Source organism: Candidatus Vicinibacter proximus, from assembly GCA_016713905.1.
GTDB classification, from domain to species: Bacteria; Bacteroidota; Bacteroidia; order Chitinophagales; family Saprospiraceae; genus Vicinibacter; species Vicinibacter proximus.
The window spans coordinates 1,518,375-1,530,713 of the sequence record JADJOE010000003.1; the positions used below are offsets into that span (position 1 = coordinate 1,518,375).

A 12,339-nucleotide genomic window follows, 5' to 3' on the forward strand; every position below is an offset into this window, starting at 1 on the left:
TTAAATCTTGTGAATGATATGCTAATCTCCTGGTTGCAGGGAATTTGATTGGGACATTATGGGTATTTTTGTCAGTATGAACCAACTACATGTCTTTTTAATCATTCTATATACGGCTTGCTTGTTGTATATGACATTTTTCTGTCTTCTTCAATTAAGCCTTTTAAAGGCATACAGGAAGCAAAAGAAAAACAAAGTTATCGTTCCTTCACTCACTGCTGAGGATGAACATCCGATGGTGACCATTCAGCTTCCTATCTTTAATGAGCTGTATGTGGTGGATCGGTTGTTGGATAACATCACCAAGTTGGATTACCCAATTGAAAAAATGCACATCCAGGTATTGGATGATTCTACAGATGAAACTGTAGGACATGCACAATCCAAGGTGGCATTCTATAAAAGTCAGGGATTTGACATTGAACACATTCACAGAACCAACCGCCAAGGTTACAAAGCTGGAGCTTTAAAGGAAGGAATGAAATCTGCGAAAGGCGAGTTTGTTGCAATTTTTGACGCAGACTTTTTACCCAACCCGGATTTTTTAAAAAGAGCATTACCCCATTTTAGCCATGAACGTATAGCTGTAGTACAAAGCAGATGGGCTCACCTGAATGAAGATTATTCCCTATTGACCAGATTGCAGGCATTCCAGCTCAATGTACACTTTACGGTAGAACAGGCAGGCAGATGTGAAGCAGATCATTTTCTACAATTTAATGGTACTGCTGGTATTTGGCGTAAGGCTGCCATAGAAGACGCTGGAGGTTGGCATTCCGATACCCTGACTGAAGATCTAGACCTTAGCTACAGAGCACAAATCAAGGGTTGGAAGATTAAATTTGTGGAGGATATTACCTGCCCGGCAGAATTACCGGTTGAAATTTATGGCTACAAATCTCAGCAATTTCGCTGGATGAAAGGAGGTGCAGAAAATTCCAAAAAACTTTTGCCTACAATCTTAAAAGCAGATTTACCACTAAAGACAAAATTTTACGCTGCCATGCACTTATTGGGCAGCAGTATTTTTCTCGTAATATTCTGGGTTGCATTGATCAGTGTTCCGGTCCTTTATGCAATGGATGATATGGGTATGAAAGCTACCTTCCTTGGATTTTGTTTGTTAGGTACTATTTCCATGATGTCCATTTTTTATGAAGCTAATGTAGTTACCTGCTGGCAGGACCAACCTCTTGGAAAAAGGTTGTTGAATTTTGCCATATTATTTCCTGTTTTCATGGCTGTCTCCATGGGACTTAGTTTTCACAACAGCATAGCCGTAATTCAAGGTTTCCGTGGAAAGAAATCCAGCTTTGTACGTACACCAAAATTCAGCATCATCAAGAGCACAGAATCTTTTAGCAAAAACCAATACATCATTCAAAAAATTGATTGGAAAACTTGGGCGGAAGCTATCATATTCGCATATTTTGCTTTTGCCATAGGACTTGGACTGGTGATTGAATATTACTCCTTCATTATGTTTCACATCATGTTGATGGTAGGTTTTGGCATAAATTTTTTCTATTCCATGCGCCATCTGAGCACCAAGTAAAAAACATTTTTTATGTCAAGGCCTGCAGAGGAGTATAACCTGCTGAAAGGTAGGTTTGGCTATCTGTGGTTGGGTGTTTTTTTTGCATCTCAGGTCTTCTTGTTTTTTATTTCTGATCAAAAGGACTTTATCTCCATTTTGATACCTTATGTTCTGGCATTTGGCAGTTATATGCTTTTGATCAGAAAGCCACTAAACTCCGGCAGCATCTACTTTTTAATTAAAATTGGATTACTCCTTCGGGTGTTTTGCCTATTTACTTTTCCGCATCTTTCAGATGATGTGTACAGATATTGGTGGGATGGAACTCTTTTATTCCATGGTATAAATCCTTTCAGTTATACTCCTGCAGAAATCCTTAATACATCGCTGGATCCAGCACTTAAAAAATCACTGTATATCGTTTTTCCAAATCTCAACTCACCGGATTACCACACAGTTTATCCGGGATATAGCCAACTGTTATTCTACCTTGGAGTTTTGATGAGTGGCAAAAATCTATTTCTATTTAGCCTAGTATTGAAATTATTTTTTTTTATCGGTGATCTCCTTCTACTTTATGTTTCGAATAATCTTACCCGAAAATTAAATTTACCACTTGGTCTGGTTTTGGTTTATTTTCTGAATCCATTAATCATTACTGAACTTTCAGGCAATCTGCATTTCGAACTCTGGCTGGTTATATTTTTAGCTTGGGCCATTTTGTATATTTTAGAAAATAAATATGTGCATAGCGGTATAATGCTCAGTCTATCCATCCTTTCCAAAATCATTACCGCGTTCCTGGCTCCATTGTTCTTGTCCTTTAAATCGATAAAGCATATCCTGATCTTCATCTTCATCGTGGTGGTTTTATGTATTGCAGCTCAATTTTATTTTATCCACGATATATCCCATCTGAAAGGATATCTGTTGTACCTCCGACAATTTGAGTTTAATTCTTTAATCTATGGTACACTGGAGCAATATTTCATTCAACACAACCTTTGGGTGCTGAAATCGAAAACAGGAATGATTACCGGTGGAATATTTATGGGGTTGTATACTTTGATCATTGGATTTTATTTTGTTAAACAATTTAAAACCTCAGGATCATTTTCTGGTGTTGTCCCCAATTCAAATTCTTTGATGGATGAAAAATTCAATTTCAAACTGGCATGGTGGATACTCTTTTTATATTTATTGCTGAGTTCTACTGTTCATCCGTGGTATCTGGCTACGTTGCTTTTTCTTGGCATATTTAGTTATCCGCTAATTTCCATAGTCTGGACGGGATTAATAATGCTCAGTTATATCCATTATGATAAATCCTATGATGGTTATTTTAATTTGGTAAAGATTCTGGAATATTCTGTTTTATGCGTGGTGCTATGTTACACTATAGCTTATCCAAATAAAAAGTTCTTGAACATAAAAACTGTCTTTTGAGAATAATTTCCAACGAAAAGGATAGAGAAGGTGTTGAATGGATTTACTAAACAAATAAAATGGAAATCAAGCACTAGCTTGGTGGATATGACTTAACCATTTATACTAAGGAATCCTTTTTTACCGGTATATACTTTTCCTATTCTGGTACCAAGTCTCATTCCCTCTTCGCAGTCCATTCTAAAATGAACCCCTAAATGCATTCGCGATCTGGCATTTTCATTGGCCATTTCAAAAAAGGAGTTAAATGTTCTTGGTTTGCCTAAGAACTCTTTCCTTCCTTCATGGGAATTGTCCGTTAAATTGAAATTGCTGCCAAAATAATTTTCTAAAATTACGGCGGCAGTAGCTCCAAAAACCGAGTGTCCGGAAGGATACGCTGGAAATGATGGCGCAGGAATCATAGAAACCCATGTGGGTTGGATGTATTTCTGAATGAATGCTTCGGGTCTTTGCACATTGTAATGATACTTTGCTGCCCAGGTGATCGCACTGGCATCATTCATCGCCAATCCCAATACCATATTTAATTCAAGTACTTTTCTAAAACTCAGATTAGATTTTGCAGAAGCCTGGCTTGCAATGGAAAACCATCTACCCACAGGAGTCATGGTCAATCCGGCTTTGTCATCACTCCAAAATTCTGCAATCCATTTATCCTCCTTAGAATTATTCTCGCTGACATAAACCAATTCCTGAGCTTGCTTGAAATAGTCAGAAAAAACGGTAGTGTCGAAAGGTATTGGTGGATTAATTGCAATGTCTCCGGGCTTAATCAGAAAGGTTCTGATTTTGCCCCAGTGTGGTAACAATGCCGGCATTGGTCTTTCGCCAATCTGTTGCCAACAACCTTTACAAGCAGGAGGAATATAAAAGTTGTCATAATTAAACAAAAATCCATCGTGACCAACCTTATCAGTCTTGGAATATTCCCAAATTTTATGCGCAACTTCTTTACCGTATAGTAATGATCTGTTGAACGCTTCGGGACTTAGCCTGTTAATAAATTTATTTTTACATTTTTGGTTAAGTTGGCTTACCCTTGCTTTAAAATCTTCTGATACCGTCGGAAAAAACATTTCTGCCAAATCTGCAAAACAACTATTTATGGCAATGCCAGGCTCTATCCCTTTTTCTTCCACCCCATGATACAATTCCAAATTATTTAAAAAATCAGAGGTATTTAGAAAATCGCATTCTCCAATGGAAGATAAATAAGCCCCTAACTCTACATAAGCAAACATTCTTGCGCTGACAGGACCTCGATATCCGGGTGTAAATCGCTCCAATTCCGTCAACAATGTATTCCAATCTCTGATGATTTCTTTTCTGGAAACGTCCAGGTTTTTTTGGTTGCCGCATGAATAAAAAGTCAACATCATGGACAGTACCAAAAAGTATTTTAAGATGGAAATATTATTTAAACACATTTTCATAATACTAGTTTGGAGAGTATAGTGGAAACTGAACTTTAAAGATTGTCCCTTGACCTTTTTTAGAATCAATGTCAATGGAGAATTGATGAATTTTCATAACGGAGTCTACCAGGGACAAACCAATTCCGGAACCTTTTTTATGTTTGGACTTTGGATCACGGTAAAATGGTTTAAACACAAGTGGGATGTCTTCCGTTTTGATCCCCGGTCCATCGTCTGCCATTTCTAATCTTCTGTGGCCATTTTTTTCAAAATATATTTTAACATCTACATACTTATCCTGAGAATATTTACAACAATTATCCATGATATTCATGAATGCAGACCTAAGTAAAGATTTATTACCACTTACGCAAAAGTCCTCTTCAGAAAGAGGATCCCCTACAATATCAATGTCAATCTTATAATCAGAATTGGATTTAAGCAAAAGATTTCTGGACTCTAAGAGCAAATCATCAATTCTGACAGTTGAAAAATTTACGGAGCCCTGTTCTGAATGAAGTCTGGCCATCTGTAAAAGATTATCTGTAATGTCTGATAAACGGTAAGAATCCTCCAATACAGACTGAACAGAGCGTTTGTATTCGTCTTCCGTCCTGCTCTTCTGCTGCAACAACACTTCCAATTGTGAGGTAATTACAGAAATTGGGTTTTTTAACTCATGAGAAACATTAGAAATGAAATTCTTTTGCATGGCAAATGCTTCTTCTATTCTATCCAGCAACCGATTAAATGTCAAAATCAAATGATTGATTTCATCTTTGGATCCACTGTTTACAATTCTTACATTCAGATTGGAAGGCAACATTGATTCTACCTGGTCAACGACCGTTTTAACAGGACTTAAAGCCTGCTTGGTATACCACCACCCGCCAACGGCAGCAATCAAAAGGCCTATCAACATAGTCAACCAAAGGATATATTGAATACTGATTAAATCTTCCATATTCATTTTCTTCTGGGCAATGACATAAAATTTGTCCCCATCTGCAGAAAGAAATGTATAGCCTATCTTATTAATGTCAAATTTATCGGTAGAACAAATCTCCTTATCTTCCATCAGAGATACCATTTCATCTGAATCAAGGTTTATCCCACCTGAATTTAACGCAAAAACTTTTTGGAATTTACTGTTATATATTTCTACATTGGAATTCACCACCAGAGCAAAACTGTCTTTCTGTTTGAGTTGACTAGGGGTAGCTGGGTTATAATCCTTTAAAATGCGTTCCGCAATATTAGCAGATCTGGATTTCAAGGAGTAAAAATGTTCCTTCACGACCAACTGGCTGTACTTGGAGTAAAAGAACATTAACGAAAAACCAAGTATACCTGCCGCGAGAAGTATAAATTGAAAGGTTAACCTGGTTCTGATTTGCATGTTTATTCCGACTTTAGAATATACCCGGTCTTAAAAACAGTGTGGATCAACTTTTGTTGATCATTCCTGTCAATCTTCTTTCTTAAAAAATTGACATACACCTCTACAATATTGGTTCCTGTGTCAAAATCCATATTCCAAACCTTTTCGGACAACTCATTTTTAGAAATCACTCTTTCCGGATTCAATAAAAAATATTCTATCAAAGCAAACTCCTTAGGAGTTAATGGTATTCTGTGGTTGGCTGATTTTCTGTATGCTTCTTTGGTTTTATAACGCAGTTCTATATCACCGAAAGCAAGCACATCCCCTGTGGTTTGTTTGATCTCCGCAGGACGTCTGGCCAATGCCTTTATGCGTAAAAGCAACTCCTTAAATTCAAAAGGCTTTGGCAGATAATCGTCAGCACCAGCCTCCAATCCTTCGATTTTATCATCCGTATGATTTAGTGCAGATAGAAAAATAAAGGGGGTGTGCTTGCCACTTTCCCGCAGCTTTTTTAAAACCTGAATTCCTGAAATTCCGGGCATCAGAACGTCGGATACCACGACATGGTAATCGTTTTTTTCCAATAGCGCAATGCCTAATTCTCCGTCTCTGGCAGTCTCCACTTCAATATGATTTTCTTCCAGACCTTGCTTAAGGGACTGCAATAACTTCACTTCATCTTCTATCAGAAGAACTTTAAGCATTGTGGTCAAAATTAAAATATAAGGAATGGTCAAAAATACTAAAAACAATGGGAAGTTTAACTTAATCACCCTACTTGGATTTTTAAGAACAAACTCCGCTAAAATTAAAGAATTGATTTTCAGTTATTTAAAATTTCCACTCTAACTGTTCAATAACTATTTGGTTTAAATTTTAATAACTTTTTAAGCTAAATTTTCAAACTTTCAAGCCCCTAAAGTCTACTTTTGCCCGGATTTAGCCTATTTTAACTATCAAATCAAAATTATGCTTTACAGAATTAACAAAATCACTGCCCTGATTTTTGTGTTCGGGATGGCCTTGTTTACCAATGGTTGTAAGAAGGACAATGATACCAGTAATGGGAATTCAAACACAAATTTAGTTTCATCCCATCCATACAATGTTGTGTGGGAATGGAATGAGTTATTCCTTGCCTTGGATAAAGACGCAATGGGCTTCAGACCGGGTCCAGGACCACGCGCGCTTGGTTACCTGGGGATTGCGGCTTACGAAGTTTGCGTACCCGGTATGCCGAATTTTAACTCCTTAAAAAATTTACCAAGCTTCCAGGGGTCAAATATTCCGGAATTGACCAATGCAAATGAGATACACTACCCTTCTGCAGTCAATGCAGCCTATGCCTATCTGATGAGCAGGTTATTTGAAAAAGTAAGCTATTTTCAATCAGCAAGAGGTAGTCACATTGCGAATACTGAGGCTGGGTTGAAGTTAATTGAAGATTTGCGAATCAGCCTTGAAAGTAAATACAAAGCTGAGGCGGGTAATTCTAAATACAATGCCTCTAAAGAATGGGGAGAGAGAGTAGCATCTGCCATTTGGGAATGGTCAAAAACAGATACCTATGGCCATGAAGCCTACCTGAATCCACTCAATAACGATCCACTAAAGACACCTTACCACAATTGGAAAGAAGCCAGTTTGGATGCCAATGGCAAAAGAATACCCGGCAAATGGGCTCCTACCAACGACAATCCGGATGGTGGCATGTTTCCATTTTGGGGTAGAGTGAGAACTTTTGCAACCAACAATTCACAAAAAATTTCCAGACCTCCTTTGCCTTATAGCGAATCTAAAACTTCACAATGGTATGCCAACAATCTGGAAGTTTATTCAGCTACAACGCCTAAAGCAAGTTATGAAGATGAGTGGATAGCTGAATTTTGGTCAGATGATTTATTTGGATTAACCTTTGCCCCTCCTCCAAGAATGGTTGCCATCATGGACCAGGTATTTGTAAATGAAAAATCTACCCTTGAGGAAGCTGTTTATGCTGCTGCAGTGATGGGTATTACCTTAAATGATTGTGCAGTGGTGTGTTGGAATTCCAAATGGCATTACAATACTGAAAGACCTGAACATTTTATTAAAGACGTGATAGATCCTACCTGGGAATCTCAGTTGGATCACCCTTACACCGGAACCAGAGGTGTTACACCGGCGTTTCCTGCTTACCCTTCCGGTCACTCTACTTTCGGTGGTGGTGGTGCTTTTGCTTTAGCTGCAATCTGGGGTGATCATTACACTCTGACTGACCGTTGTCACGAAAACAGATCTGAGTTTATTGGTACACCGAGGACGTTTTATAATTTCAGTGACCTCGGATTAGAGGATGCATTATCCAGAATTCCATTGGGTGTTCATATCAGAATTGATTGTGTGGAAGGCGTTCGCCTTGGAAGGGAAATTGGGGCAAGAGTCGCGGCCATGCCTTGGAAAAAGTAATTTTTTATTTTAGAATAAACTTAATTAAGAATAAAAAAGGAAGCCTCTGATAGAGGCTTCCTTTTTTTATATCAATGTTTTACAGATGAATCCTGTGAGGTGAAAATTAATCTTCGCTAGGATTAAAAAATCGAATCCGGGATTAATGACATATTAAAAAACACACCTTAAAATAAAGTTCAATAATGATTCATTGAGTCAATTCAAATTTTAATTACTTTTTAATTCGCTTTAGACCTGATAGTTAAGTGCTGTAGGTAATTTTGTCTCATCATTTTCTATGGACAAATTTAAAATTTCAATTATGACTTCCAAATTAACAAAATTAACTACTTTCTTATTGTTGCTGGGGATGGTCCTTGTCAACAATGGTTGCAAAAATGACACCGACACCAACGGAAACGATACATCTGTCAAAAAGGTAAGCGATTATCCTAATGAAGCTGTATACGAATGGAATGAATTATTTCTAAAAATCGAGCGTTATGCTGCCGGTTACCGTCCGGGACCTGCCCCTACTGCATTGGCATATATGGGTTTTGCAGTTTATGAGGCGACAGCACCAGGATTTTCAGAATACAAATCCATTCAAAATCACTTTCCGGAAATCACCATCCCTAAAATTGAAGACGGCAAGGAATATCATTGGCCAACAGTTGTGAATGCTGTATATGGTAACATGATGCCAAGATTTTTCGTGGATCAGCCTCAGGAACATAAAGGATGGATGTCCACCCTTGATGCACGATTGTTAAAAAAATATCGTGAAGAGGCTTCTGATGAAGTGATCGAAAGATCCAGAAAAAGAGGTCAGGAAGTGGGAGAAGCAGTATGGAAATGGTTTACTACAGATCTTGTAGCGTATAATCATTACAAAGACCCATTCCAGGGTTATGACTGGCAGGCGAATTACAAAAAAGAAGGAGATTGGAAACCTACTCCTCCGGGACCAAACAAACCAATGGGCGGTGTTTATGGAAGATGCAGAACTTTTGTATTGCAAGGGAATGCAGAAAAAACGTCCAGAAAACCATTGCCTTATAGCACAGATAAAAACTCTCCTTACTACGGACAAGCCTACGAAGTCATTACCCGCAACAATTCATTGGAAGCTGAAGAAGACCAATGGGTGGGTGAATTCTGGAGCGATGATTTGTTGAATCAGACATTTTCTCCAGGCCCAAGATGGATTGCTATTGGTGATCAGGTTTTGAAAAATGAAAACAGTAATTTAGAAATCGCAATTGCCATGAGTGCAAAGGTGGGCATCGCTTTGCATGAAGCTGCGGTAGCATGCTGGTATTCCAAATACTATTACAATGTAGAAAGACCACAGACATTTATCAATAAATATATGGATCCGACTTGGGTGTCATCCTTGATTTATGCAGAAAACAAATGGGTAGGATTTACGCCACCATTTCCTGCATATCCTTCCGGTCACTCTACCATGGGTGCAGCAGGTGCAGAAGCATTGGGGTCAATTTTTGGATATGCATATGGTATGACCGATTATTGTCATCAAGGCAGAGCGGAGTTTAATGGAACACCGCGCACATTTGGAAGTTTCTTTGAAATGGCTCAGGAGAATGCATGGTCGAGAGTTCCGCTTGGCGTACACTGGAGAATGGATTGTGAAGAAGGTGTAAGATTCGGTACTGAAATTGCACGTAAAATGAATTCAAGAATTCCTTGGAAAGGATAAATTATACAGTAAAATTCAATAAAATAATCATCAAGCCACCGTTTTAACGGTGGCTTGTTTTTTTATACCTTGTCGAAGAATTTTAACATAGATAAATGCATCTTAAAATGAAAAAAATAAAAAATGTAAACACACCTTTTAAAGTAATTGTCTGTTTGTTTTTATTCCTTCAATGTGGTTTTGAAAAAAAACAACCAACCGAATTAATTACATATAATGAATCCGGAGGTATAGAGAAAAAATACCAACTCAAAAATGGGTTAAAAGAGGGATTGTGTGAAGTATATTATTCAGATGGCAAACTAAAAGGAAAACTGTACTTTGCAAAAGACAAACAAACCGGAAAAAGCGAATACTATTACCCAAATGGTAATATCCGGGAAGTCCAATACTATGAAGATGGAAAAAGAATAAACTGGGACACTTGCTATTTTGAAAATGGATCTTTCCAATTGATCAGCCAATACGATAAAGGAAAAATACAAGGCGAACAATATAAATTTGACACCAACAATCAAATTACACACAAAGCCATATTCAACCAGGATACCCTTGTACGATTTATTCCAATAGAAGGAAAATAACATGCGATAGTGAAGTATGTCAAATTATACAACTTTGAAAAACATAAATTACTTACGCAAATGAATTGATCTCGTCATGAATTTAATCGAGCTCATCCATCATTTTTAGCAATTCACACTAAACACAACTTTCCTCTTACGCTGCTCATTACATTTGGACTTCGTTAAGTTTTACTGAGACCAGCCAACATCAACATTTTATTACATTACTTCTTTTAGCTCACTGACCAGTGCTATAAAGATGATCACATTAATTAATTCATAATAATTATGCCTCATCTTCCATTGCCTGAACATTTACCTGGAATTACTGGACTTCTTGAATACAGACAGGATTCTGCCCAACCGATCAGAGCGCTTACAAAGCTTTTGCTACGGGGGCCATCCAGTTTATCTGAAGGTGAACGAGAACTCATTGCCATTTTAGTTTCGTCAAAAAATAATTTTAGCCCCATCCTGTATGTTTAACCGATAAGTGGATGGCCTGGCAACGGAATGTCCGGATGATCCGGAAATGTTTCAAACGTGGGCATTAAAGATCGTTTATGAGACCAGATACGTCTACTCCTCTCCAATATAGCATTCTATACCCAACTTTATAAAAACCAATCATGAAATTACCGAATCCTAGACAAATATTCTGCATCGCATGCATTGTCTGGATACTTTTTGAAATTGCAAATGTCTATTTCATCATGCCACTTCCCGGAAGTCAAGAATTAAACAATCTGCAATTGGCATATTTCCTTTCCAACAATCGATGGTGGTTTCGAATTCTGTTTACATTACTCTTGCTTGCAAGTGCTTACCAAATGTTCCAATCCAACAAAATAACCGGAATAGTGCTTTTGAGTATTCTTGGATTCGTTATCTACTATACCAACTTTGAAATGTCTGCGGACATGATGTTCAAACAACCAAACCAACTTTTATTTTCCAATAGATTAGAAAATAAAGTGGACGAAGATCGGATAATTCTTGGCGTCGAACATGGCAATGAGGCTAAAGCCTATCCTATGCAATTTCTCGCTTATCACCATTATATCATCGACAGCATCGGAGATAAAGAAATGATGATTACTTATTGCACTGTATGCCGCACAGGTCGTGTCTATAGCACGCAAATAAATAATAAAAATGAAAAATTCAGATTAGTTGGTATGGACCACTATAATGCCATGCTGGAAGACGAAACTACCGGAAGCTGGTGGCGACAATCCACCGGAGAAGCAGTAGCAGGAAAACTAAGTGGTATGCAACTGGAAGAATTCCCATTTACCCAAATGACTTTATCAAAATGGCTTGAAAAACATCCTCACACTATGATTATGCAAGGCGACAATGCATTCCAATCCAAATACGACAGCTTGAGTAATTATGAAAGCGGAAAGAGAAAAAGTAAATTGACCAAAAGAGATAGTCTGTCATGGAAAGATAAATCCTGGGTGATCGGAATTAAATCCGGAAAATTCGCCAGAGCTTATGACTGGAATGAACTTGTAAAAAAAGGTATCCTCCGAGACGAGTTTAACAACATGCCCATCATTTTGATCTACTCACCAGTAAGTAAAAATTTTGCTGCATACAAAGTCAATAATATAGATAATCATTTTGAATTCACAAAGGATACCATTAACACCAACATTCATCGGTATGATTTTTTTGGAAAGTGCCTGGACAGCACCGGGCAAGATTTAACCGCCATACAATCTTATCAGGAATATTGGCATAGTTGGAAAACCTTCCAACCAAACACGGACATTTTTATACAAAAGGATTAAAACAACATAATTATTTCGTGATTTCTTTCTGTA

Annotated in this window: 9 protein-coding genes and 1 pseudogene; 7 read left to right on the plus strand and 3 right to left on the minus strand. The window is 37.7% G+C overall.

All coding sequences use genetic code 11. The annotated features are described in order from the left end of the window. Positions 1-76 precede the first annotated feature (76 nt). Both IPJ83_14635 and IPJ83_14640 read left to right on the plus strand, forming a co-directional pair. Positions 77-1,555, plus strand: a complete 1,479-nt coding sequence (locus IPJ83_14635) for a glycosyltransferase (GenBank protein ID MBK7881778.1) — start codon at positions 77-79, stop codon at positions 1,553-1,555. Positions 1,556-1,567: 12 nt separating this feature from the next. Then, on the plus strand, positions 1,568-2,983 hold the full coding sequence (locus IPJ83_14640) for a hypothetical protein (protein ID MBK7881779.1): 1,416 nt from the start codon (positions 1,568-1,570) through the stop codon (positions 2,981-2,983). Positions 2,984-3,075: 92 nt separating this feature from the next. Here IPJ83_14640 and IPJ83_14645 read toward each other — a convergent pair whose 3' ends face one another. The 3 genes from IPJ83_14645 to IPJ83_14655 are packed head-to-tail and all read right to left on the minus strand — an operon-like array spanning position 3,076 to position 6,492. After that, entirely contained in the window at positions 3,076-4,419 is a 1,344-nt protein-coding gene (locus IPJ83_14645; GenBank protein ID MBK7881780.1) for a vanadium-dependent haloperoxidase, read from the minus strand. A 4-nt stretch (positions 4,420-4,423) separates the two neighbouring features. Then, positions 4,424-5,800, minus strand: a complete 1,377-nt coding sequence (locus IPJ83_14650; GenBank protein ID MBK7881781.1) for a hypothetical protein — start codon at positions 5,798-5,800, stop codon at positions 4,424-4,426. A 2-nt stretch (positions 5,801-5,802) separates the two neighbouring features. After that, positions 5,803-6,492, minus strand: coding sequence for a response regulator transcription factor (locus tag IPJ83_14655; protein ID MBK7881782.1), 690 nt, complete (start codon positions 6,490-6,492; stop codon positions 5,803-5,805). A 265-nt stretch (positions 6,493-6,757) separates the two neighbouring features. On the opposite strand from IPJ83_14655, the gene IPJ83_14660 reads away from it, so the two are divergent. The 5 genes and pseudogenes from IPJ83_14660 (at position 6,758) to IPJ83_14680 (ending at position 12,306) form a co-directional block, all read left to right on the plus strand. Further along, the gene (locus IPJ83_14660) at positions 6,758-8,236 is read left to right on the plus strand and encodes a vanadium-dependent haloperoxidase (GenBank protein ID MBK7881783.1); all 1,479 of its coding nucleotides are present in this window, start codon (positions 6,758-6,760) and stop codon (positions 8,234-8,236) included. Positions 8,237-8,540: 304 nt separating this feature from the next. After that, on the plus strand, positions 8,541-9,941 hold the full coding sequence (locus tag IPJ83_14665; GenBank protein MBK7881784.1) for a vanadium-dependent haloperoxidase: 1,401 nt from the start codon (positions 8,541-8,543) through the stop codon (positions 9,939-9,941). A gap of 107 nt (positions 9,942-10,048) precedes the next feature. Beyond that, on the plus strand, positions 10,049-10,525 hold the full coding sequence (locus IPJ83_14670) for a hypothetical protein (protein ID MBK7881785.1): 477 nt from the start codon (positions 10,049-10,051) through the stop codon (positions 10,523-10,525). A 270-nt stretch (positions 10,526-10,795) separates the two neighbouring features. Further along, positions 10,796-10,966: pseudogene (locus IPJ83_14675) on the plus strand (carboxymuconolactone decarboxylase). Positions 10,967-11,136: 170 nt separating this feature from the next. Next, positions 11,137-12,306, plus strand: a complete 1,170-nt coding sequence (locus IPJ83_14680) for a DUF3179 domain-containing protein (GenBank protein ID MBK7881786.1) — start codon at positions 11,137-11,139, stop codon at positions 12,304-12,306. The last annotated feature ends 33 nt before the right edge of the window (positions 12,307-12,339 follow it).

Bases quoted from the DNA above. Each gene is read 5' to 3' on its own strand.
- IPJ83_14635 (MBK7881778.1), top strand. From the start codon at position 77: ATGAACCAACTACATGTCTTTTTAATCATTCTATATACGGCTTGCTTG.
- IPJ83_14640 (MBK7881779.1), top strand. From the start codon at position 1,568: ATGTCAAGGCCTGCAGAGGAGTATAACCTGCTGAAAGGTAGGTTTGGC.
- IPJ83_14645 (MBK7881780.1), bottom strand. From the start codon at position 4,419: ATGAAAATGTGTTTAAATAATATTTCCATCTTAAAATACTTTTTGGTA.
- IPJ83_14650 (MBK7881781.1), bottom strand. From the start codon at position 5,800: ATGCAAATCAGAACCAGGTTAACCTTTCAATTTATACTTCTCGCGGCA.
- IPJ83_14655 (MBK7881782.1), bottom strand. From the start codon at position 6,492: ATGCTTAAAGTTCTTCTGATAGAAGATGAAGTGAAGTTATTGCAGTCC.
- IPJ83_14660 (MBK7881783.1), top strand. From the start codon at position 6,758: ATGCTTTACAGAATTAACAAAATCACTGCCCTGATTTTTGTGTTCGGG.
- IPJ83_14665 (MBK7881784.1), top strand. From the start codon at position 8,541: ATGACTTCCAAATTAACAAAATTAACTACTTTCTTATTGTTGCTGGGG.
- IPJ83_14670 (MBK7881785.1), top strand. From the start codon at position 10,049: ATGAAAAAAATAAAAAATGTAAACACACCTTTTAAAGTAATTGTCTGT.
- IPJ83_14680 (MBK7881786.1), top strand. From the start codon at position 11,137: ATGAAATTACCGAATCCTAGACAAATATTCTGCATCGCATGCATTGTC.